Source organism: Streptosporangium sp. NPDC003464, from assembly GCF_053588315.1.
Genome location: NZ_JBSFPS010000007.1, coordinates 42,161 through 64,290, shown reverse-complemented (window position 1 = coordinate 64,290; position 22,130 = coordinate 42,161). Strand labels below are relative to the sequence as shown.

At 71.5% G+C, this 22,130-nt stretch carries 17 protein-coding genes; 8 read left to right on the top strand and 9 right to left on the bottom strand.

Features of this window, described 5'->3' with window-relative positions; genetic code table 11:
* Positions 1–33 precede the first annotated feature (33 nt).
* Entirely contained in the window at positions 34–2,562 is a 2,529-nt protein-coding gene (locus ACWDS7_RS03080; protein ID WP_451927866.1) for a BTAD domain-containing putative transcriptional regulator, read from the bottom strand.
* Between the two features lie 276 nt (positions 2,563–2,838).
* Here ACWDS7_RS03080 and ACWDS7_RS03075 point away from each other — a divergent pair, with 276 nt between their 5' ends.
* Entirely contained in the window at positions 2,839–3,615 is a 777-nt protein-coding gene (locus ACWDS7_RS03075; protein WP_451927865.1) for an AfsR/SARP family transcriptional regulator, read from the top strand.
* On the opposite strand, the gene ACWDS7_RS03070 is transcribed toward ACWDS7_RS03075, so the two are convergent.
* Complete coding sequence (locus ACWDS7_RS03070) at positions 3,604–4,215, bottom strand: TetR/AcrR family transcriptional regulator (protein ID WP_451927864.1); 612 nt, start codon at positions 4,213–4,215, stop codon at positions 3,604–3,606. The genes ACWDS7_RS03075 and ACWDS7_RS03070 overlap by 12 nt on opposite strands.
* Positions 4,216–4,447: 232 nt before the next feature.
* Here ACWDS7_RS03070 and ACWDS7_RS03065 point away from each other — a divergent pair, with 232 nt between their 5' ends.
* Positions 4,448–5,563, top strand: coding sequence for an aldo/keto reductase (locus ACWDS7_RS03065; protein ID WP_451927863.1), 1,116 nt, complete (start codon positions 4,448–4,450; stop codon positions 5,561–5,563).
* A 65-nt stretch (positions 5,564–5,628) separates the two neighbouring features.
* Here ACWDS7_RS03065 and ACWDS7_RS03060 read toward each other — a convergent pair whose 3' ends face one another.
* A complete protein-coding gene (locus ACWDS7_RS03060) occupies positions 5,629–8,385 on the bottom strand; it encodes an ATP-binding protein (protein ID WP_451927862.1) in 2,757 nt (918 codons plus the stop codon).
* Positions 8,386–8,511: 126 nt separating this feature from the next.
* Between ACWDS7_RS03060 and ACWDS7_RS03055 the strand changes: the two genes are divergently transcribed.
* On the top strand, positions 8,512–8,718 hold the full coding sequence (locus tag ACWDS7_RS03055; RefSeq protein ID WP_451927861.1) for an LLM class flavin-dependent oxidoreductase: 207 nt from the start codon (positions 8,512–8,514) through the stop codon (positions 8,716–8,718).
* A 58-nt stretch (positions 8,719–8,776) separates the two neighbouring features.
* On the opposite strand, the gene ACWDS7_RS03050 is transcribed toward ACWDS7_RS03055, so the two are convergent.
* The 3 genes from ACWDS7_RS03050 to ACWDS7_RS03040 all read right to left on the bottom strand — a co-directional run bounded on the left by ACWDS7_RS03050 (position 8,777) and on the right by ACWDS7_RS03040 (position 11,379).
* Positions 8,777–9,475, bottom strand: a complete 699-nt coding sequence (locus ACWDS7_RS03050; RefSeq protein ID WP_451927860.1) for an alpha/beta hydrolase — start codon at positions 9,473–9,475, stop codon at positions 8,777–8,779.
* Between the two features lie 141 nt (positions 9,476–9,616).
* Positions 9,617–10,459 carry a hypothetical protein gene (locus ACWDS7_RS03045; RefSeq protein WP_451927859.1) on the bottom strand — a complete coding sequence of 281 codons (843 nt, stop codon included), beginning with the start codon at positions 10,457–10,459 and terminating at the stop codon, positions 9,617–9,619.
* 368 nt (positions 10,460–10,827) lie between these two features.
* Positions 10,828–11,379 (bottom strand): TetR/AcrR family transcriptional regulator, encoded by a 552-nt coding sequence (locus tag ACWDS7_RS03040; protein WP_451927858.1) that lies wholly within the window; start codon positions 11,377–11,379, stop codon positions 10,828–10,830.
* Positions 11,380–11,602: 223 nt separating this feature from the next.
* On the opposite strand from ACWDS7_RS03040, the gene ACWDS7_RS03035 reads away from it, so the two are divergent.
* Positions 11,603–14,368, top strand: a complete 2,766-nt coding sequence (locus ACWDS7_RS03035) for a LuxR C-terminal-related transcriptional regulator (RefSeq protein WP_451927857.1) — start codon at positions 11,603–11,605, stop codon at positions 14,366–14,368.
* A 7-nt stretch (positions 14,369–14,375) separates the two neighbouring features.
* Here the strand turns inward: ACWDS7_RS03035 and ACWDS7_RS03030 are convergent, their stop codons facing one another.
* Positions 14,376–15,149 carry an alpha/beta hydrolase gene (locus tag ACWDS7_RS03030; RefSeq protein WP_451927856.1) on the bottom strand — a complete coding sequence of 258 codons (774 nt, stop codon included), beginning with the start codon at positions 15,147–15,149 and terminating at the stop codon, positions 14,376–14,378.
* 283 nt (positions 15,150–15,432) lie between these two features.
* On the opposite strand from ACWDS7_RS03030, the gene ACWDS7_RS03025 reads away from it, so the two are divergent.
* Complete coding sequence (locus tag ACWDS7_RS03025; RefSeq protein WP_451927855.1) at positions 15,433–16,491, top strand: alpha/beta fold hydrolase; 1,059 nt, start codon at positions 15,433–15,435, stop codon at positions 16,489–16,491.
* A gap of 73 nt (positions 16,492–16,564) precedes the next feature.
* Here ACWDS7_RS03025 and ACWDS7_RS03020 read toward each other — a convergent pair whose 3' ends face one another.
* Together ACWDS7_RS03020 and ACWDS7_RS03015 are read right to left on the bottom strand one after the other, a co-directional pair.
* Entirely contained in the window at positions 16,565–17,128 is a 564-nt protein-coding gene (locus tag ACWDS7_RS03020) for a hypothetical protein (RefSeq protein WP_451927854.1), read from the bottom strand.
* A gap of 34 nt (positions 17,129–17,162) precedes the next feature.
* Positions 17,163–18,788, bottom strand: coding sequence for a tannase/feruloyl esterase family alpha/beta hydrolase (locus tag ACWDS7_RS03015; protein ID WP_451927853.1), 1,626 nt, complete (start codon positions 18,786–18,788; stop codon positions 17,163–17,165).
* Between the two features lie 446 nt (positions 18,789–19,234).
* Between ACWDS7_RS03015 and ACWDS7_RS03010 the strand changes: the two genes are divergently transcribed.
* From ACWDS7_RS03010 to ACWDS7_RS03000, 3 genes are read left to right on the top strand one after another with little or no spacing between them, the layout of a single operon-like run.
* Positions 19,235–20,071 (top strand): alpha/beta fold hydrolase, encoded by an 837-nt coding sequence (locus ACWDS7_RS03010; RefSeq protein WP_451927852.1) that lies wholly within the window; start codon positions 19,235–19,237, stop codon positions 20,069–20,071.
* 33 nt (positions 20,072–20,104) lie between these two features.
* A complete protein-coding gene (locus ACWDS7_RS03005; protein WP_451927851.1) occupies positions 20,105–20,545 on the top strand; it encodes a VOC family protein in 441 nt (146 codons plus the stop codon).
* Positions 20,546–20,584: 39 nt separating this feature from the next.
* Positions 20,585–22,045 (top strand): dihydrolipoyl dehydrogenase family protein, encoded by a 1,461-nt coding sequence (locus ACWDS7_RS03000; protein ID WP_451927850.1) that lies wholly within the window; start codon positions 20,585–20,587, stop codon positions 22,043–22,045.
* The last annotated feature ends 85 nt before the right edge of the window (positions 22,046–22,130 follow it).

Here is a 22,130-nt window from a genome sequence, read left to right as displayed (position 1 = left end):
TGGACGGCGAAGGACCCGAAGCGCTGGCTCTCCTCAGCCGTCCACGCCGGACACGTCCTGGCGGAGGAACAGGTTCGGGTGCCGTTCCGCCCACAGCTCCTCGTCCAGGTGGTGGTCCCGCCATTCCTCCGGCGGGTCGGCCAGCCAGTCGTGGCCGAATATCGCGTACGGATGGTCCGCGCGAACGCACTCCAGCTCGTACTGGTCCAGGTATTCCATCAACGGCCGCCACAGCTGCCTGTCCTCGACGACCAGGTACGAGGCCGCCAGACCTGGTCCGTGCAGCCAGCTGCGCATCATCCGTGCCTGGAACACGTCTGTGATCGGAGACGGCTCAGCCTCGTGGGCCGGGCAGATCAGATGCCTCGCGATCCCGATGTGCGCCCCTGGGGGCACCGCCGTCATCCGGCGCACGTCGCGCCAGATGTCCCTCATGACAGGGTCGGCCTCCAGTTCTTCCCGGTCCGGCGTCCGCAGGGTCAGCCAGCTCAGGAAAGCGCGCAGGCGGTTGCTCCTGCGACACCGGAGCACGGAGAAGGCCCCTGGCTGACGGTCCAGCCAGAACCGGACGGACGCGGCCGTGAACTCGCCGTAGGTCTCGCTCGCCATGGTGACAAGTTCGTCGTGGTCGGCGCGGGTCGCCCCGGACAGTCGCAGATCCTCCTCACCCACCCCGGACACGTACCGGCGCACGACCCCGCCGCGCCTGCGCAGATGGCTGATCGTCCGCATGACCGCCACGCACGCGTGGGGATCGCGGGCGTCGCGCAGGAGCTGGTCCATGACGTAGTGGCGGATCCGCCGGTGCATCCGCTCATAGCCGACGGGGTCCCGCCACCGCAGGTCGTGGTCGAGGGCCTCGCGCAGCACGCCGTTGACCTCCAGGCCGTGGGCGGCGGTTTCGACATACGGTTGCGCTCGGAGCCAGTCGAACAGCTCCGCCGCCCGGCCGCCCGGAACCACCGCCCGGAGAAGGTCCTCGGTGGTGTGGCGGGCGTGCGCGCACACGCGCAGCGCCCACCGATGCGTCTCCGTCGGCACGCTACCGGCCAGGAGCGCGAGCACGTTGTCGACCACGTACCGCACGGCGTCACGCCGCGACGGCTCTCCCGTGATTGACATGCTCCTGCCGGCCTCGGCGGCGAGCGACAGCGCGAAGGGGTTGCCGGCGGCGAAGTCCACGATGGACCTCCGGAGGCCGGGGTCGACGCCGCGGGCTTCCACCAGCGCGGCAGACTCGGTGGCGGTGAGGGCTCCGAGGTGCCGGATCACGATCGTCCCGGACCAGGCCGGATCGGTGAGCCAGGCGGCGCTCGGCCCGGTCCGGCCCGCCACCACGACGATCGCGTTCCCGGGCAACCGCCGGAGGTACTCGCCGCGCAGCCATGGTTCGAGGTCTCCCAGCTCTTCGAAGGAGTCGATGAGGAGAACCGCGCCGGAGACGCCGGAGAGCTCCTCGGCGGATCGTTCGAGCTGCTCGCGCGCTTCCGCGGTCGCCGGACCGTGGAGGTGCCGCACACGCCGACCCGTGGCGGCGGCGTCTTCGGCGAACTTCCGCAGCAGCGTCGACTTACCGATGCCGGCGGGTCCGCGGACGAAGAGAAGCCCCGGACGTTCCCCATGGCTCTTCGTCAGCAGATCCTGGAAGGCGGCGCGTTCCGTGCCCCTCCCGACGAACCGCCAACCGGGCCGCTCCGGCTCCGTGCCCGCCGGCTCAGGCGGGGCCGGCTGCTCCGGGGAGTGCGCGGCGGGCGTCCCGGCCCATGGGGCGGGGGCGGACTCGTCGTGGTCGGTGTCGGCCCGGAGGATCCTGTCGTGGATCTCCCGCAGCCGCGGTCCCGGGCTGACGCCCAGTTCCTTGCCCAGCAGGTCGTAGACCATCCGGTAGGTCTCGAGCGCCTCCGCCCGCCTGCCGCTGCGGTACAGGCCGAGGAGATAGATCTCATACAACGGCTCGTCGAGCCGGTTCTGCTCGATGAGCAGCGGGACCTCGGCCACCACCTCGGCGTGCTTCCCCAGCTCCAGGCGGAGCTGCAGCAACTCCTGGGTGGCGATCAGCTTCAGCCGTTCCAGCCGGAACCGCTCACGTTCGGCGGCCTCGCCCGGGACCCCGGCCAGCGCCGTGCCCCTCCAGAGGTCGAGTGCCTCCTCCAGCCGCTTCGCGGCCGCCGGGATGTGCCCGCTCGCGCGCTCCTGCCGGGCGGTTTCGAGCAGATCGGCGAACTCGGTGGCGTCCAGCGCGAACAGCGACGGGTCCAGCATGTAACCCCCGGACCGGGAGCTGATCGCCGAGCCCAGTCCGTGCTCGGACAGCAGCCGCCGGATGCGGGAGATGTAGGTCCGGATGACGGCTCCGCCGGTGCCCGGTGCCCGCTCGCCCCACAGGCCGTCGACCAGCTCACCGATCCGCACGGAGCTGCCGCTGTTGGCCAGCAACAACATCAGGACGGCCTGTTGCTGGGGCGCGCCGAGATCCAGCCGCGTGTCACCGCGATGGAGACCGGGTGGTCCCAGAACGGTGAACCTGCACGGAGCCGAGACCACGTTCGGCTGTCCGATCACTGTTTGGACGCTTTCCTTTGCGAGACTGCACGGCTGCGGGACTGCGCGGCGGCCGGCCGCCACACGGGTCCGCGGTAGTACGTCCCAGAAGGTAAGTTCACCCGGGTCGCCGTCGCGAGCGTCAGGTGACGCTGTGCGTGTACGTCGTCCGGGGTCATGCCTCGGCAATGCGTCAAGAGGCCGACGCTGCGTCAGTAGGGTCGGGCAGAGACGCCCGGGCACGGCTTCGGGGCATCAGTGACGGGTCGCGCTACGCGAGAGGGTGGGGGAAGCTCGATGGCCGGGGTGAGCTTTGGGCTACTGGGTCCGACAAGGGTCTGGAGCGGTGGGGAAGAGCTGGAGGCCGGGTCTCCGCAACAGCGGAGGGTGCTCGCCCTGCTGCTCCTGAGCGAGGGCCGTCAGGTCTCGCTCGACGAGATCGTGAGCGCGTTGTGGGGCCGCGAGGCGCCACGCAGCGCCGTCGCGAGCACCCGCACGTACGTCTCCCGCCTGCGCCGGGTACTGACCGACGGCGGTTCGGCCGGGCTGGGGACCGAGGCGGAGATCAGGTCGGCGGGCCGGGGCTACCAGCTGGTCGTGGACCCCGGCGCGGTCGACGTGGCGGTGTTCCGGCAGACCACCGCCGCCGCCCGGGAAGCCCGCGAGCAAGGGAAGATCACGGAGGCCTCCCGGTTGCTGCGCGGCGCGCTGGCGCTGTGGCGCGGACCGGCGCTCGACGGGCTGAGCGGAGCCTTCTTCGAGGGCCGCCGCGCCTGGCTCGAGCAGCTGCGCGCGTCAGCCATGGAGGAGCGCTGGGCGATCGACATCGAGCGGGGCGACTGTGACGAAGCGATCGCCGGACTGACGCTCGCGACGGCGGCGGAGCCTTATCGCGAACGGTTGTGGGAGCTGCTGATGTGGGCCCTCGACCGCGACGGCCGCCGCGGGGAGGCCCTGTCGGCCTACCGGCTGATCACCCGGTTGCTGGACGACGACCTGGGCCTGGAGCCCGGTCCCGGCCTGCGCAGGATGTACGCCCGGATCAGGACGGCGGCTGACGCCTCACTTGTCTGAGCCGCTCCACCGGCCGGCCCGGAGGTGGGCGATACCCATGTCCAGGGCGGCCTCCAAATGGACGGTCTGGCCGGTGGACATCTGGATCAGCACGCCGCCCTGGATGCCGGCCAGCAGGGCGGCCGCCGCCCGGTCGGGATCCAGGCCCGGGTCGATCTCGCCGGCGTCCTGCATGTGCCGTACACCGGCGGCGATCTCGGCCTGCCAGCGGTGCATCAACTCGGTGACCACGGCCTGGGCGCCGGGCGTGCGGCTGCCCAGGTGCGAGGTGACGGAGTTGAGCGGGCACAGACGTCCCTGCCGCCGATAACGGTCGACGACCTTGTCCCGCCATGCCTGCCAGGCGGGCCAGGAGGTAAGGCTGTCGAGCTGGGGCCGCTGGTCCTCCAGCACACGGTCGGCCTCGAGGCGGGCCACGGCCAGCAGCAACTCCTCCCGCCCGCCCGGGAAGTAGTGGAACAGCTGGCTCTTGCTCGTCGTCGTCCTGGCCAGGACGTCGTCCAGGGTCGTGGCGGCCACGCCGAACTCGCGGATGTGCGCGGCCGCGCCCTCGAGAATGCGCTGCCGCGTCGCGGCTCCCTTGCGGGTCAGCGTGCGCATGGCCACCAATCCAGATTGGACTTTTAAGTCCACATTAGCGTAGGCGCCCCGGACGCGATCCGCCCGTCGCGCGATCCGCGCCTGTCGCATCGGCCCCCAGAAGGCGCCGCAGGACCATGCGCCATCCAGGACGATTGGACTTGACAGTCCATTTTCGGCCGCACAAGCTGAACGGACCGCACGGTTCAGGAACCGAGCAATGCCCTTCTCCACCCGACGGAGTGAAATTCCCATGCCTCTGGACCACTACTATCTGCTCGGCCGTTCCGGGCTGCGCGTCAGTCGACTGGCGCTGGGCACGATGAATTTCGGCACCGGCGGTTTCCACGCCGCATACGGCAAGACCGAGGAGGAGGCCCGCCCCGTTTTCCGTCGCTACCTCGAAGCGGGCGGGAACTTCATCGACACCGCCGATTTCTACACCGCCGGTGAGAGCGAGACCATCCTCGGCAACCTCGTCGCGGAAGCCAAGGTGCGCGACAGGGTGGTGCTCACCACCAAGTTCACCAACAGCGTCGACCCCGGGGATCCGAACGCGGGGGGCAACGGACGCAAGCACATGATCAGAGCGGTCGAGGCGTCACTGCGCCGTCTGCGCACCGACTACATCGACCTGTTCCTGCTGCACACCTGGGACCGGATCACTCCTGTCGAGGAGGTCATGCGCACCTTCGACGACCTCACCAGGGCTGGGAAGATCCGCTACGCGGGCCTGTCCGACGTGCCCAGCTGGTACGCGGCGCGGGCCCAGACCCTTGCCGAGGCGAACTCCCTCGTACCGGTGGTCAGCCTGCAACTGCCCTACTCCCTTGTCGACCGGACGATCGAACTGGAACACGTCCCCATGGGGCAGAGCTTGGGACTCGGGATCACCGCGTGGAGTCCCCTCGGGAGCGGCTTCCTCACCGGGAAATATCGGAACACGGACCGGGGCCTGGTCGGGCAGGGCCGGCTCAGCGGCGGAGGCTCGCCCGGACGCTCGTGGACGGACCGGGAATGGCAGCTTCTGGCGACACTCGAGAATGTCGCCGACAAGCTCGACAGGACGATGGCCCAGGTGGCCGTCAACTGGGTCGCCACCCAGCCCGGGGTCTCCTCGGCGATCATAGGGGCGAGCAGCACGGACCAGCTTGACGCCAACTTGGCGGCCCTCGATTTCGAGCTGCCGGCCGAGCTGCGCGCGAAGCTCGACGAGGCGAGTTCCGTGCCGCCCCGGTCGGTCTACCGGATGTTCACGCCGGACTATCAGAGCTGGCTGGTCAGCCCTGGCATCAAGGTCGGGGACAAGCCGGCCGGGTACGCCCCGGCCGTGCGGAACTGGGTGTCGGGCGGCAGCGGCACTTCCTGACCCGCCTTCCGCGGCGGCCGGGCGAGAGGAACGACGTCTGCCGGTGCGGTCACCGGCAGACGGCCTTACCTCTCCTCGTGAGTCTTGAGCGTCCGCGCGAGATCGGCCCGGGAGCTCACCCCCAGCTTGGGGAAGATCCGGTGCAGGTGGGTGCCGACAGTGCGGTGAGACAGGTACAGCCGTTGCCCGATCTCCCGGTTCGTCAGCCCCTCGGCGGCCAGCTGCGCGATGTTCAGCTCGTGCGGGGTGAGCTTCTCCCGCGCGTCCGGGTCCCGGTTCGGGCTCGACTCCCCCGCACCGCGCAGCTCCCGTCGTGCGCGCTCGCCCCATGCGGCCATGCCGAGCGCGTCGAAGGTCTCCCTGGCCGTGCGCAGATGCGTCCGGGATTCCGCGGCCCGGCGCTGCCGTCGCAACCATTCGCCGAACGCCAAATGGAGGCGTCCGCGTTCGGCGGGCCACCCGGTCAGGTCCGTCCGCAGCGCGGCCGTGAACAGCTCCTCCGCCTCCGCGGTCGGGGCGAGCACGGCGCGCGCGTAGCGCAGCCCGATGTGCAGCGCCGGTGAAGGCGTCGATGCGGCCGGCGGCTCCAGGTCGTGCAGGATGTCCCGCATGGTGTCGGTCCGCCCGGCACGCACGGCGGCCTCGGTGAGCTCCGCGAGGAAGTAAGCGCGCAGGGCCAGCTGGTAGGCGGGGTCGGCGGGATCGAGGATCCGGCTCAGGGCGGCGAACGCGTCGTCGAAACGCCCCTCGCTCAGGGCCGCGAGCCCGCGCGTGAGCTGGACGGTGGCCAGGACGGGTCGGGCGCCGGCCGGGAGTGCGACCCGTTCGGCCTCGTCGGCGAGCGTTCTGGCCGACTCGTGGTCGCCCCGCAGCGCGGCGATCTCGGCCTGGACGGCCGTGGCCAGCCCGTACATGAACGGCTGACCGGTCTCCTGGGCGAACTTGGCGGCCTCCGCCGCGACCGGCACGGCCGTGGCCAGGTCGCCGAGCCGGGCCCGGCTCCACGCCTGAACGGCCAGGGCCCGGGGCAGCAACCCGAGCCGGCCCTGGGCACGCAGGCCGGGCGCGGCCGCCGCGGAGAAACGGGCGGCCAGGTCGAACGCCCCGACCTGCAGGGCCGCGCTGCCCAGGTAGCGATCGACCTCCGGGTCGGCGCCGGCCACGCCGGCCAGTTTGCGCAGCCCGTCGAGCACGGTGCCGCCCCGCTCGAACGGCGCGACGTAAGCGGCGACCGCGACCATGCGCGGATCGTCGGCAGGAACGGGGAGCCGGTCGGCCACGCCCAGCAGCGAGCGGCGGGCGGCCGGGCCCGGTTCGGACCAGAAGCAGCGCATGGCGGCGCCCCACAGGATCCGGACAGCCGGCTCGACCTGCCCGTCGGCGGCCACCGACGCGGCCAGCTCGGCCAGCTCCGACACGCGGGAGACGTCCTCGCGTACCCCGTCCTCGAAGCCGCTGAGCAACCAGGCGGCGGCGGCGCGCCGGCGCGGCGGGAGGTCGAGGGCCTGCGCGTCGCCCACCATGCGCTCGGCCGTGTCGCGGCTGCCGGATTCGACCGCGAGCTCGGCCGCTCTCAGCAACCTGAGCGCCTTCCGGTCCTGCCCTTCGCTCAACCGGGCCGCCTGCTCAAGCGCCGCGATCGCGGCGGCGACCCCGCCCCGGTGCCGGGCCCGGTCGGCCGCACGGTCCAGCTCGGCCGCCACTTCCTCGTCCGCTCCGGACGCCGCGGCGGCCCGGTGCCAGGCCCGCCGGTCCGGCCGTCCGCGTAGCGTCTCGGCGAGCGCCAGGTGGGCCTGCCGGCGCTCGGCGAGCGTCGAAGCCGCCGGGATGGCCGACCGCATCATGGGATGACGGAACCTCACCATGCCGATCCCGAGCTCGATCAACCGGGCCTCGACGGCCGGTGCGAGGACCTCCAGCTCGGCCGCCGACCCCAGGATCAGTCCCGTGGCCGCGAGCGTTTCGGAGACCGAATCGCTCTGGTTGAGCGCCGCGACCAGCAGGGCGGTGCGGGCCGGCGCCGGCAGCGTGGCGACCCGGGCGGTGAACGCACGTTCAAGACGCTCGGTGAGCGGCAGCACCGGACCGGGCCCGCCGAGGTGATCACTCAGCGACCACGCCGGACCGGGCCCCGCGTGGTCCCCCATGGCCGCCGGCAGCTCGGTCAGCGCCAGCGGGTTCCCGGCGGCCTCCTCCAGCAGCCACGTCCGGACCGCCGAGGTGAGGCCAGGGGCGATCGAGTCCAGGAGCTCGGCGGCGACCTCGTCGGAGAGCCGGTCGACGGGCATCGGGAACAGCCCGGCGTCCTGCAGGGGCGAGCGCTCACCCTCCCGGAGGGTCGCGATCATGGCGATGGGCTCGGATTCGATCCGCCGCGCCACGAAGGCGAGGACGTCGGCGCTGGCGCGGTCGAGCCAGTGCACATCCTCGGCGACGACCAGCAACGACCGGACGGCGGCCTCCTCGGCCAGCAGGGTCAGCGTGGCGAGGCCGACGAGGTAGGCGCTGGGTCCGGCCCCGTCGGCGAGGCCCAGCGCGCTCCGCAGGGCGTCACGCTGCGGGGCCGGCAGCGCGTCCACGCCCGCCCGGACCGGGTACAGCAGCCGCTGCAACCCGGCGTAGGCGAGGTTCTGCTCGGACTCCACGCCGGTCGTCGTCAGCACGCGCGGGCCTGCGACCGACGGAGCGGAGACGGCCTCCGCCACGAGCGCGGACTTCCCGACGCCGGCCTCCCCCCGGAGGAGAACGCCACTGCGGTCACCGGGGCCGTCGATGAGCTCGGCCAGGGCCTTCAGCTCGGCTTCCCGTCCGAAAAGCGGCATGGTGCGGCACTCCTACCCTCGGTGTCCCCGGCTGTCTCCCCAGCCGTGCGCGACCCTACCGAAGTGCCCGGATACGACGTTTCACCAGCGTGTACGGAATGCATATCGGGACTCACGACGACGGCGGTGACCGAGCGCATCCGTGTGCGGCCGGAGGTGCTGCTCGCGCCCCTGCGCGATCCGGTGCCGCCGGCGAAGCAGAGCGCGACACTCGACCGGTTGTCCGGTGGCCGCTTCACCCTCGGCCTCGGGGCCGGCGCGCGGGAGGACGATTTCCAGTGCTGGTCCGACGACACCCAGCAGATCGACCGCCTGGCGGACCTCCTGGCGTGACCGCTCTCACCGTGGGGCGGCGAAGAGAGATCCCTCGCGCCGCCCCACGGCCAGGTGCTCAGTCGCGCGCCGCGAGGGTCCGCGTCACCTCGTCGATGAGCCCGGCGAGCTCAACGGGCCGGGACAGGAACGGGGAATGGCCGCCGGGCAGGTGCCGGACCACGTCGGCCATCGTCAGCTGCCGCTTCACGAACAGCTCGGGCAGACTCCTGTCGTCGTCGCAGACGATCAGTGCCGAAGGGATGGTCCGCCACGACGCCCGTGTCTGCTCCTCGGTGAAGGCCCGAGCGCTCTGTGGCCTGAGCCGTGCCACGGCTGTGTCGGCCGACTCCGCGGGAACATCGTGGTAGAATGCCTCTCGCGCCGGTTCCGGGCACGGCACGATCTTGGTTTCCGGCGGGAACCACGGCCCCCCAAGGGGTGTGATCACCGCCTCGCCGGCGTTCAGCATGTGCGCCGCGAGGTAGACGAGCCGCTCGACATTCGGCACCGTCTCGGCGACCTCGGTCACCGGGACACCCCCGTAGGAGTGCGCCAGCACGGTGACGGGACCTTCGACGGTCTCGAGGTGCTCCCGTACGGCCCGCGCGTCGTCGTACATCCCGGCATCCGGGTCTCCCGACGTGCTCGGCAGATCCACCGTCGACGCGCTCCAGCCGCGGCTCTCCAGCTCCGGTACGAGCCGATCCCAGCAACAAGGCCCGTGCCAGGCACCGTGCACGAGCACCAGCTTCCTCGGCTGGTCCGTTTCAGTCATCACGTCTTCTCTGATCTCTGGTCGTTCAAGGCTCTGTCGGGAACGGCGTGCAACCGCAGCGCCGACGGGCCGGCGAAGGGCGACGCCGCAGCGTGTCGAGCGTCAGCCCGAGACCCCGCCGGGCATGGGCCGCGATGCCTGTCATGGGGTGTCCTGCTGTGCCAGGTCGCCGCAGGTGAAGCCCTTCTCGCGCTCGGGATCGAGCTGGATCTGGCCCAGGTTGGTGGTCTCCATCGGCCTTCGGAGAGTCTCCAGCTTGTCGCAGTCGTACAGGACGTATGTGCCGTCGCTCTCGCCCAGCAGCATCATCCAGCGGCCGTCGTAGAGCGGCTTGTCGTCCTCAGCGCTTTTGATCACCGCCCACTGGTCCTGGAAGCCGACGGCGTTCAGCAGTTCGTTGGCCTGCCCGCTGTTCTGGACGTCGACCGCGCCCTCGACGAGCCCCAGGATGAGCAGGAAGCCCAGGCCGACTCCGGTCATCCCGCCGACGATCACTTTCGTCCCGGCGCGCCCGATCGGCTTGCGACGCAACAGCCGGAACGGGATGAGGAAGGCCAGTACGCCGAGCCCCACCGCGATGACGACCATGGCGAACAGGTCCGGATCCCCGAAGAGGCGGAGTACGCCCCAGTACGTGGCCCCGCACCACAGTGCCGCCAGCGCCGCTGCGATCCAAGGCCGTTCCCGGAGTTTCCGTACGAGCCTGCCCGCCGCTCCGCCGGTCATCTTGTCGATCAGCCAGCCCACGCCGACGACGACGCCGAGCAGTGGCATGGCGACCAACAGGAGCAGGACCAGGGTGCTGGTCATGCGGCCGAGCAGGACCGACTGGTCGACGCCCACCTGCTGCGGGTTGACGCCGAAGACGGCGTACATCTGCTCGATGCCGATGTAGAGGACCGCGTAGAGCGCCACCGCGATCGGCACGACGACGGATCCGATGCGTTCGAGCAGTTCCAGGACACCGCCGCCCTCCCGCGTCACGGGGGTGGGGTCATCCGGGAGTACCGGTGTTTCCGGCGGTTCGAGGGATATGGGGTGACTCGACATGGCGCACGACCATAGGCGCCGCCTGCATGCGGAACGTTGACGAGGCGTATCCGCCGTGGCCGGGCACGCGGCGGCGCGGGCTGCGGACGATTCTCCGGACCAGCCCCCGGCGGCCGGCGGACCACTCCTGAGCAGCCCTGCCATGGCACGTATACACGTCGTCAACAAGCGGTCCCTAGGGTCGCACCGGGGCGGGCTGCCTGAGGCCAGGCCTGCTCAGCCGCACCGGACGCGAAGGAGACCCATGACCACTGGCGTCACGACCGCCTGTCGCGGACCCTGCACACCACCACCGTGCGGGGTCAGCGTGCCTGCGGGGTGCCGACGCCGCGCAGCAGCGTGTCGACCACGACGTCGGCGGCCTGTGCGGCGCTCAGCCCGGGCAGGTTCTCGGCGGCGTGTTCCATCAGCGGCGGCAGGACCGTGGCCGCCCAGCCGGGCGGCAGGTCGGAGCGGAGCAGGCCCTCGTCGATGGCGCGCTGCAGGAAGGCGTCGACCTCGTCGACCAGGCGGCGGCGGCGCTGGAGGATCGTCACCTCGCGGAGCATGCGGCTCGTCTCCACGGGCCATCTGCGGTTGACGGCGATGATGCCCTCGACGTAACGGTGCAGTGCGATCGCGACCGGGGCCTCGCGTAGCCTGGCGGCCTCGACGGCCTCCTCGACCGCGTCGTAGCGGGCTCCGTAGACGGCGGCCATGAGGTCTTCGCGGGAGGCGAAGCGGCGGTAGACCGTGCGGCGGTCCACTCCTGCCTCGGCGGCGATGGCGGCGATGGTCGCCGAGGGGTCGTCGGCGAGCATGCGGGCGCCCGTGCTCAGGACACGCTCCAGGTTGCGTGCCGCGTCTGCTCTCACCTGCCCAAGCTACCGCCTCACGTAGCACATGAAACAAATTCCCGACACACTGGCGGGAACGTTACATTCTTAATAGCAACACGTATGAGGCATTTACAGTGTCGGCATCCATTCGGGATGTGGAATTCCACCGTTATGGACTTGCGAGTCCATTTTTTGCGGCCTCAGCTTGGCGGCCAAGGGCTCCGACCTGATCGGCCGTACCTGAAGAAGGGAAGGAAGTGTGGAGTCGCTCGTCTCGACGATGGTGGGCCGGGATGGCGTCCAAGGGGAGCTGTCGGCGTTCATGACGGCCGCCGGGGGGCAGGCCCTCATCCTCAGGGGCGAGACCGGGGTCGGCAAGAGCGCCCTGCTCGACCATGTGGCCGGCCTCGCGGTCCCGGAGAACCACCGGGTGATCCGCGCCGCCGGGGTCGAGGCGGAGGCGGAGCTGCCCTTCGCCGGCCTGCACCAGCTGCTGTACTCGCTGCTGCCTCACTCGGCCGGGCTCGACGGAGGCCGCCGCGACGTCTTCGACGTCGTCTTCGGGCTCCGCGAGGGCAAGGCGCCGTCGGTCATGTCCCTCGGCATCGCCGTCCTCGACCTGCTGTCTTTGGCGGCGTCGGAGAGACCGCTGCTGCTGTTGCTCGACGACGGTCAGTGGATGGACGCCTCCAGCGCCGAGGTGTGCGGGTTCGTGGGACGCCGGCTCACCGGCAGCTCCGTGAAGATGCTCATCGCCGTACGGTCCGACGTCGGCTCGCGGTTCGACACGTCCGCGCTTCCCGAGCTCCCCGTGGCGGCCCTGCCGGAGGAGGCGGCCGGGCAACTGCTGGACATGCGCCATCCGCGGCTCGACGCGCAGACCCGGCGCATCGTCCTGGAGCACGCCATGGGCAACCCCCTGGCGCTGTTGGAGCTGCCCGTCCACCTGGACGGCGGCCACACCGGCCGCACGGCCGAGGAACTCCTCGGGTTCGGCAACATCCCGCTGTCGCGCCGTCTGCAGCACGTCTACGGCCTCCGCATCGAACGCCTGGCCGGTCCCGTACGCGAGGAACTGCTGCGCGGCGCCCTCGACGGCGTCGGGGCGGGACCGAACGGCAACCGCGCCCCCGGCGCCCGCTACCGCATGCGCGAGGCCGACGGAGCGGTCGCGGCCGGCCTCCTGGACGCCGACCCCGCCACCGGCGACCTCGTCTTCCGGCACCCGCTGATCCGCACCACCGTCGTTCAGCTGGCGACCCCCAACCAGCGCCGCGCGGCGCACGCCGAGCTCGCGCGGGTGCACCGCGACGACGTCGAGCGGCGCGCCCGCCACCTGGCGGCCTCGATCGTGGATCCCGACGAGGAGGTGGCAGCCGCGCTGGAGGCCGCGGCCGACTCGGCGACCCGGCGCGGGGGCGCGGTCGCGGCCGTGGCCTGGCTGACCCGCGCGGCGGAGCTGAGCGAGACCCCCGCCGACCGCTCCAGGCGGGTCGGTGACGCCGCCTTCATCGCCGGGCATGCGGCGCTCCTGGACCAGGCGCAGCAGCTCGTCCGCTCGGACCTGCCGCCGGGCGCGGGCGAGTCCCCCGCCGCGGTCGTCACCTCGGCCTACGTGGCCCTGTACGAAGACGGCGACGTACGCTCCGCGCACCGCCACGTCGCGGCGGCGATCGAGAGCCTGCGGAAAGACGGCGCGCACGAGCCCGCCGAAGTCCTCACCCGCCTGGTGAACCTGCTGCTGGCCATCAGCCAGTACGCCGGCGACGCCGCGCTGTGGGATCGCACCGGGCAGCTCATGGACTCCCTGGGAGACCGGGTCGACACACGTTCGGCGATCTACCGCGACGCGTGGAGCGACGTCGTCCGTCACGGCGCGGGCGTGCACGGGCGCGTCGAGCGCGCGTTCGCCGGCGTCTCGGAGCTGGAACCGTGGGACGTCTCGCGCCTGGCCGTGGCCGCCTACCACGTCGACACGCTGAGCCGGTACCGCCCCTACCTGCAGCGCGCCGTCGACCGTGAGGTGGAGACCGGCGCCGTGGCCACCGGCATGACCATGCTGCATCTGATCATGCTCGACCAGCTGGCCGCCGGCGAGTGGGACGACGCCGAACGGACCGGACAGCGCGCGCTGGAGCTGACCACGTCCCACGGATACGCGCTGTTCACCCAGCACACTCACGCCTACCTGGGGCTCCTGGCCGCCATGCGCGGCCAGGTCGAACGGGCCCGGGAGGTGCAGGCCCTCCTGGACGCCTGGGCCCGCCCGCGCGGCGTGGGATTCCTGGCCCAGATCGCCGACGCCATCGGCACGGCGGCGGCCCTGAGCGAGGGTGACCACGAAGCCGCCTACCTGTACGCCATCGGCATCACGCCGCCGGGATCGTTCGCACGCCACGCCCATCAGGCCGCACGCACGTTGCTCGACCTGGTCGAGGCCGCCGTGCACACCGGGCGCCTGGAGCAGGCCCGCCGGCACGCCCAGGCCGCCGCCGACGCCGGCCTGCCCGGCGTCTCCCCCCGGCTGGCCCTCGTCACCTACGGCGCCCTGGCCATGACGACCGCCGACGAGAAGGAGGCCGAAGACATGTACGCCCGGGCCGAGGCCCACCCGGCCGCGGCCGGCTTCCCGTTCGAGCTGGCGCGCATCCGCCTGGCGCGCGGCGTCCGGCTCAGGCACACCCAGGGACCCAAGGCCGCACGGCCCGTCCTGATCCGCGCCGCCGAGTCCTTCCAACGGCTCGGCGCCACGGGCTGGGCCGGACGCGCCCAGGCCGAGCTGCGCGCCTCGGGGACGCCCGCCCGGACCTCTCTGCCGTACCTGACCACGCTGACCTGGCAGGAACGCCGCATCGCCGAGCTGGCCGCGAGCGGGCTGACGAACAAGGAGATCGGCGGACGCATGCACCTGTCCCCGCGCACCGTCAGCTCCCATCTCTACCGCGTCTTCCCGAAATTGGGCGTCACCACGCGTGCCGCGCTGCGCGACGCTCTGGGCAAGGTCGGCGACGGCGGCGACGCGTGAGCCCCCTTCACCACTTCGACGGGTCGGCGCGTACCCCTCGCTCGGCGAGCCAGACCAGCACGTGGTCGGCGACCGCCCGCCAGCCGCTGTCGACGACCAGCGAATGGGCCCGGTCCGGGAACTGCTTGAGGCCGCTGGTGGCCGTCGAGTCGCTGTACAACTTGTACGCGGCCCGGGTGACGTGATCGGGCACCAGCCGGTCCTCCTGCCCCGAGATCAGCAGCAGCGGGCCGCGGCCGGTGTTGCCGTGGTCCACGACCGCCCGCGGGTGCCGTACGGCACCGCCGTGTCCCAGCTCGGCCAGCAGCCGGCGCGGCCCGGGAACGACGTGACGCTCGAACAGCTCGGCCGACTCCTGCTCGGTGACCGCGTTGGCGAACAGCCGCCGGAACCTCCCGGCGTCCATCGACACCGGCCACGGTTCCCCAGGCGCCGGGGAGGTCACGTGGTCGACCGGGACGGGGGCGATGGCGACCGCGGCACGGCCCGCGTCCGCGCCGAGGAGGTGCTGCGCGATGAGCCCGCCCACCGAGTGGCCGACGACCACGGGCGGGGTGTCGAAGGACCGGACGATGCGCGCGTAGTGATCCGTGAGCGCGTCGAGCCCCAGCTCGTGGAACGTCTCGGGGTGCCGTCGGGCCTCGTCCACCGTGGCGTGCTCTCCCGGCCAGCCCGGCGCGCAGACGGCGAAACCGAAACTGGAGAAGCGCTCGTTCCATGAATCCCACGACGACGCGTGGAGCCACGCGCCATGGATGAAGACGACGGGAGTGGGGTTCACGGATCCTCCGGAAAGGCTCAGGACCAGGTCGTACGGGCCGTGATCCAAGGATCTTCCAGATGCGTCCGGGGCGGGAACAGTCGAATGACTCAATGTTCCTGTCCGCCTTGCGTCGCCGGTCCGGCGCGGTCCGCCGGGACGCCGCGCTCCGGGGAGGGTTCCGCGTGGCCGGCACGGCTGCCGTCCGCCGTGTCTCACCGTCATGTGACTGATGTACCGGATCCCCCTGCCGGAAACAGTGAGAGACGCCGCATTCCCCGCGACACGACACGGAGGATTCCACATGATCAACAGGCGCACCTTCGGCAAGACCCTCGGTCTGGCCACCGGCGCGGCAGTCGCCTCGCTGGCGGGCGTGCATGCCTTCCCGGCCGCCTCCGCCACCAGGCGTGGGGCGGCCCCGACGTTGCCGGCGGTCACGCCCGGCACGCACACGTCCTTCGCCTCGCTGAAGCAGGTCAGGGCCGGGCTGCTGGACATCGGCTACGCCGAGGCGGGCCCGGCCCACGGGCCCGCGGTCATCTGCCTGCACGGCTGGCCGTACGACATCCACAGCTTCGTCGACGTCGCCCCGCTGCTGGCGGCGCAGGGCTACCGGGTGATCGTTCCCTACCTGCGCGGTCACGGCACGACGCGGTTCCTGTCCTCGAAGACGTTCCGCAACGCCCAGCAGTCGGCGATCGCACTCGACATCATCGCCCTGATGGACGCCCTGAAGATCGACAAGGCCGTGCTCGCCGGCTTCGACTGGGGGTCGAGGACCGCCGACATCATCGCGGCCCTGTGGCCGCAGCGGTGCAAGGCCCTGGTGTCGGTGAGCGGCTACCTCATCACGAACCTCGAGGCCAACCTCGAGCCGCTGCCGCCGAAGGCCGAACACGCCTGGTGGTACCAGTACTACTTCGCCACCGAGCGGGGCAGGAAGGCCATGGAGGACTCGGCCAAACGCCACGACCTGACCCGGCTCATCTGGGACACCGTCTCCCCGACGTGGGACTTCGACGACGCCACCTTCGAGCGCACGTCCGCGGCCTTCGAGAACCCCGACTACGCCGCCATCGTGATCCACAACTACCGGTGGCGGCTGAGCCTGGCCGACGGGGAGCGCCGTTACGACGGTCTGGAGAAGCGGCTCGCCGCACGGCCGACCATCAAGGTGCCGACCATCACCCTGGACGCCGAGCGCGACCCCTTCACGGCGCCGCCGGGCGACGGCTCGTCGTACCGGAACATGTTCACCGGCGCCTACGGACACCGCACCCTGGAGGGCATCGGCCACGACGTGCCGCAGGAAGCGCCCACGGCCTTCGCGCAGGCCGTCGTCGACGTGGACCACTTCTGACCATTACCTGAAATGCCGAGACAGCCTGCCGGATGCGATCCGGCAGGCTGTCGGTGTGTTTCCGCTGGTTCCGTCAGACGGTCTGTGTCTGCCGCCGGCGGGCACGCCAGGCCAGCAGCCCGGCCTGGATGATGAAGAAGACGCCGCCGCCGGTGGCGTAGACCGACAGCACGTCGAGCGAGGCGTCGTCCCCGAGAGCCTGGATGTTGTAGAAGATGCCCACGAGGAACGACAGACCGCCCGCGATCAGCATCGGCCACTGCGTGCCCAGCTCCGGGCCGCGCCGCCGCAGCCCGACCAGCATCTGCGCCGCACCGGAGACGACGGCCCAGGCACCGAACACGTGCAGCACCGCCGCCACCCCGCCCGCCCCCGCCAGGCCGACGCCGACGGCGGCCAGAGTGCTGAGCACCCCGTTGAACAGCGTCAGGCGACGCTCCGATCCGTCCGGGAGCGCACGCAGGTCGATCAGCGACGACGCCGCGTCCATCAGCGGATAGACGACCAGCAGGGTGATCGCCAGGGCATCGATGGGGTCGTGCGCGGAGGCGAACACCGCGGCCCACGCCACGGCCAGGACTCCACGGCCCAGGTACAGCTTGAGCAGGGATGACGTTCCGGATGACTTCGTGTTCATGGTGGGTGGCCTTCTCCAGACGAGTGGATGGTCGTCAGTGCCGGACGGGGGCGCAGTAGTAGCTGCCGTCGTCGGCCGGGTCGCCGTGGCCGATGTAGCGGGAGACGGACGGGTACCGGCACAACTCGCGCGTCACCGTCTTGCCGGAGGAGTCCGTGATGGCGGCGCTCAGCGTCTGCGGGGCCCGGCCCTGTTCGACCCAGGCCGTCAGGGCGCCGAGGGCGTCGGTGGGCACGGGGCCGGTGCTCGTGGGGCCGGCGCAGTGGGCGACGCCCGGCGCCAGGAACAGCCGGTAGAAGTCGTCGACCCGGCGCGCACCGCCCATGGCCAGCTCCACCCTCCGGCGGTAGTCCACGGTGCCCTGCGTGGGGATCAGCTGGTCGGCCTGGCCGTGCCAGGTGAGGAGCTTGCCGCCGGACCTGCGGAAGGCCGACAGGTCAGGGTCGTCGGTGCCGATGATCGTGTCGTACTCGGCCTGGGACTGCTCGAACAGCTCGGCGAACCCGGCGTAGGTGATCGTCGAGAGGTCGTAGGAGGGCTGCCGCTTCAGGAACGTCGAGACCCACGTGGCCGGTACGGGGAACGGCGCGCCCACGCGGTTCCCGTCCGTGTCGACGCGGGTGCCGGCGAGGTCGAAGCCGGCTCCGATCGGGATGCCCGACCACAACTTCCTACCGGACGGGGTGCGGGGGCCGGCCCAGATCTTGCGCACGACGGCGGCGTCGGCCGCGGTGATGGTCTCCTGCTTCCCGTCGCATTCGACGCGCTTGCCGATGAGCCGGCGCGGGTCGAAGGCGCACGTGGCGGGGTCGCCGATCAGCCCGTCGGGAGCACCGTCGAGCGGGTCGCAGACCTTGACGGCGGCCTCGTTGAAGGCGCTGAACTCACAGGGGGAGGGGAAGGTGTCCTCCTCGTTCATCACCACCTGCGGCCACAGGGTCGCGACCTCGAACTCGTCCCAGTTGATCGCCGGAGCGGTGGCCAGGATGCCGTCGAAGTCGCCGGGGTGGCGCTGGGCCTCCATGTAGCCCTGACGGCCGCCGGTGGAGCAGCCGTTCCAGTACGAGTAGGAGACGGGCCTGCCGTAGACCTCGTTGACCACCTGCTTGCCGACGGCCGCCATCTCGTGCTGGGACCGGTCGGCGAAGTTCTTCAGCAGCGCCGTGTCGACCTCGCCGTCACTTCTCAGGGCCCAGCTGGTATCCAGGTACGTGCCGACGCCGGCGTCGGTGGTCGCGGCGGCGTAGCCGCTCTTGACCGCGCCGGCCAGGCCCGCGCCGTAGTCGCCGGCGGCGAAGGCGCTGCCGCCCAACGCCTGGAAACGGCCGGTCCAGCCCGTCCCGGGCAGCCAGATCCGCACCTTGGCGTGGTCGCCGACGCCCGGGTGGGTGAGCGTGACCGTGACATCGCAGTAGGCCGGCACGTCCGGGATCTCGACCACGTCGGTCAACGGCGGCACCGGAGGGACGGTCACGGTGCCCGCCTCCCGGCTCACCGCCGTCACGGACTCCACCGCGGTGCCGGCCGGAGCGTTCACGGAGATGGACGAGCACGTGAACGGGGCGGTGGCGGAGCGCGCGGTGCCGGCCGAAGCCGCGGCCGGCAGGCACGCCGCCACCAGCGGCACTCCGGCCGCGAAGATGATCAGAAGGCGTTTCATGACGTTCCTCTCGCTGAAGTACCGGGTCATCGGCTGTCGCGGTGCGTCTCACTGTCGTTCGCGGCCGGGACCGGCACATCAGTCAGTTGACGGTCAGCATCGGCGAGCCGCTCCGGGAGCACGTCACACACGTCGCGGCGCAGGCCGGCGGGCACATACGGGGACATGTACGCACTTCGCGGCCCACGGCTGGGCGGTGCCGTCCGTGCTCACGTCCCGACTGAAGAGTCGAACGGCTTAACGCGCTGAGGCGCGCACACGCGCACCCGGCCGCCGTGTGAAGCGAGACAGCCCGTCGACCAGCACCGTCGCGGTACTGGACGACGGCTCGGCCGACCCGTCGTGACTGACCGTCAAGTGACGGATGTGACCACGGTCCTTCTCTGACGACAGTGATGGCAGCAGATCCACCACCTCCGTCTGAAGCCTCCTGAAAGGGGAAAATCGTGGTCAGCATCAAGGGTGTACGCAGCCGGCGGCTCATGCTGGGTGCCCTGTCGACGCTCGCGATCGGTCTCCTCACCGCCGCCGCCGCCACGCCCGCCTCCGCGTCGGACAAGCCGGCCAAGCCGGCCAAGCCGACCATCGTGCTGGAGCACGGCGCCTTCGCCGACGCCTCCAGCTGGAACGCGGTGATCGAAGAGCTGCGCGCGGACGGCTACCCCGTCGTCGCCCCGGCCAACCCGCTGCGCGGACCGGCCAACGACGCGGCCGCGCTCCGCAGCGTCCTCGACCACGTCGCCGGACCCAAGATCCTTGTCGGGCACTCCTACGGCGGCTCGGTCATCAGCGTCGCCGGCGCGAACGACCCCCAGGTCAAGGCCCTCGTATACGTTGCCGCCTTCCTGCCCGCCCCCGGCGAGACCGCCCTGGAGCTGACGGGCAAGTACCCCGGCTCCACACTCCCCGGCACCCTCGACCCCGCCCCCTTCACCCTCCCCGACGGCACCACCGGAACCGACCTGTACATCAAGCCCGGCAAGTTCCACCACCAGTTCGCCGCCGACGTACCGGCCGGCACCGCGGCCCTCATGGCCGCCACCCAGCGGCCCATCGCCCAGTCCGCCCTGGAGGAGAAGACCGAGGCCACCGCGTGGAAGGACAGGCCCACCTGGGCGGTCATCACGACCCAGGACCTCAACATCCCCGTCGAAGTCCAGCGCTACATGGCCAAGCGCGCCCACGCACACTCCATCGAAGTACGCGCCTCCCACTCCGTCGCCGTCTCCCAGCCGAAGACCGTGGCCGGCGTCATCGAGAAGGCCGCACGCGCCACCCGATAGCACCGGGCCGAAAGGAAGATCACAACCATGGACATGAAGCTCGAAGTCGTCGTCCTGCCCGTATCCGACGTCGACCGCGCCAAGGACTTCTACACCCGGCGGCTGGGCTTCCGCCTCGACGCGGACTTCCCCATCAACGACGGTTACCGGATCATTCAGGTCACTCCCCCCGGCTCCGCCTGCTCGATCATCTTCGGCGACGGCCTCACCGACGCCGAACCCGGAACGGTCCAGGGGCTGCACCTGATCGTGTCCGACATCGAGCAGGCCCACAAGGAACTGGCCGGCCTCGGCGTCGACGTCACCGGTCCGTTCCACGACGCCACCGGCGCCTTCCACCAGGCCGGCGAGACCGGCCGTGTCATGGGCCCGCACCCGCAGCGTGCCAGCTACGGCTCCTTCGCCTCGTTCACCGACCCTGACGGCAACCGCTGGTTCCTGCAGGAGATCACCGAACGGCTGCCCGGCCGCTGACCGACGGCACCCCGAGACAAGGCCACCCATGGAGGACCAGTGACCAGCGAAGACACCCGTACCTATGACGTGGTCGTGATCGGGGCCGGTCCGGTCGGCGAGAACGTCGCCGACCGGACCACCGCCGCCGGACTGAGCACCGTCATCGTGGAAAGCGAGCTCGTCGGCGGCGAATGCTCGTACTGGGCGTGCGAACCGAGCAAGGCCCTGCTGCGGCCCGCTCTCCTGCGTGCCGACGCCGGCCGGGTACCCGGCCTGGCCCCGGCCGCCGCCGGACCACTGGACGCCGCCGCCGTACTGGCGCATCGCGACCGCATGGCCGCGCATTGGAGCGACGACGGCCAGGTCGAATGGCTCAAGACGGCCGGCATCGACCTCCGACGCGGCCACGGCCGCCTTGACGGGCCACGACGCGTGGCCGTGACCACCCCCGACGGCGGCACCGTCCACCTGCGGGCCCGGCACGCCGTGGCCCTGTGCACAGGCAGCAGCGCCGCCCTCCCCGACCTGCCCGGACTCGCCGCCCTGCGCCCCTGGACCAGCCGCGAAGCCACCAGCGCCCCGCAGCCGCCCGGACGGCTCCTCATCGTCGGCGCGGGCGTCGTGGCCACCGAGATGGCCACCGCCTGGCAGGCCCTCGGCACCCAGGTCACCCTCCTCGCCCGCGGCACCCGCCTGCTGCCCCAGATGGAACCCTTCGCCGGCGGACTCGTCGCCGACCGCCTGCGCGGAGCGGGCACCGACCTGCGGTTCGGCGTGACCGTCGCCACCGCTGCCCGCACGGGCGGCGAGGTCCGCATCACCCTTTCCGACGGCAGCCGGCTCACCGCGGACGAGATCCTCTTCGCCACCGGCCGCGCGCCCCGCACCGGCGACATCGGCCTCGAGACCGTCGGCCTGCCCCCCGGAGGCTGGCTCACCACCGACGACACCCTCACCGTCACCGCCACCCCGGGCGACTGGCTCTACGCCGTGGGCGACGTCAACCGGCGGGCCCTGCTCACCCACCAGGGCAAGTATCAGGCCCGCATCGCCGGCGCCGTCATCGCCGCCCGAGCCTGCGGCACCCCGCTCGACACCGGACGCTGGAGCCCTCACGCCGGCACCGCCGACACCGCCGCCGTACCCCAGGTCGTCTTCACCGACCCCGAGGTCGCCGGCGTCGGCCTCACCACCATCGAAGCCCGGCGCACCGGCCGCCGCGTCGACGTCGTCGACTACGACCTCGGCCACGTCGCCGGCGCCCTCCAGCACGACCCGGACTACCGTGGCAGGGCCCGCGTCCTGATCGACCCCGATCGCCGCACCGTCGTCGGCGCCACCTTCGCCGGACCGGGCGTCGCCGAGCTCCTCCACTCCGCCACCGTGGCGATCACCGGCGAAATCCCCGTCGAACGCCTCTGGCACGCCGTACCGCCCTTCCCCACCATCAGCGAGGTGTGGCTGCGGCTGCTCGAGACGTACCGGGACCAGCACAGCCGAGGAGACAGGAACCCCTGACCTACCCGAGGAGCGGCGTTGTCACCAGGACTGACGACGGGCTTCCTCTGCAGCACATGAAGAGATTTGTGTCACATAATGCGAA

Bases quoted from the DNA above. Each gene is read 5' to 3' on its own strand.
- ACWDS7_RS03075 (WP_451927865.1), top strand. From the start codon at position 2,839: ATGGCCGGGGTGAGCTTTGGGCTACTGGGTCCGACAAGGGTCTGGAGC.
- ACWDS7_RS03070 (WP_451927864.1), bottom strand. From the start codon at position 4,215: ATGCGCACGCTGACCCGCAAGGGAGCCGCGACGCGGCAGCGCATTCTC.
- ACWDS7_RS03065 (WP_451927863.1), top strand. From the start codon at position 4,448: ATGCCTCTGGACCACTACTATCTGCTCGGCCGTTCCGGGCTGCGCGTC.
- ACWDS7_RS03060 (WP_451927862.1), bottom strand. From the start codon at position 8,385: ATGCCGCTTTTCGGACGGGAAGCCGAGCTGAAGGCCCTGGCCGAGCTC.
- ACWDS7_RS03050 (WP_451927860.1), bottom strand. From the start codon at position 9,475: ATGACTGAAACGGACCAGCCGAGGAAGCTGGTGCTCGTGCACGGTGCC.
- ACWDS7_RS03025 (WP_451927855.1), top strand. From the start codon at position 15,433: ATGATCAACAGGCGCACCTTCGGCAAGACCCTCGGTCTGGCCACCGGC.
- ACWDS7_RS03020 (WP_451927854.1), bottom strand. From the start codon at position 17,128: ATGAACACGAAGTCATCCGGAACGTCATCCCTGCTCAAGCTGTACCTG.
- ACWDS7_RS03015 (WP_451927853.1), bottom strand. From the start codon at position 18,788: ATGAAACGCCTTCTGATCATCTTCGCGGCCGGAGTGCCGCTGGTGGCG.
- ACWDS7_RS03005 (WP_451927851.1), top strand. From the start codon at position 20,105: ATGAAGCTCGAAGTCGTCGTCCTGCCCGTATCCGACGTCGACCGCGCC.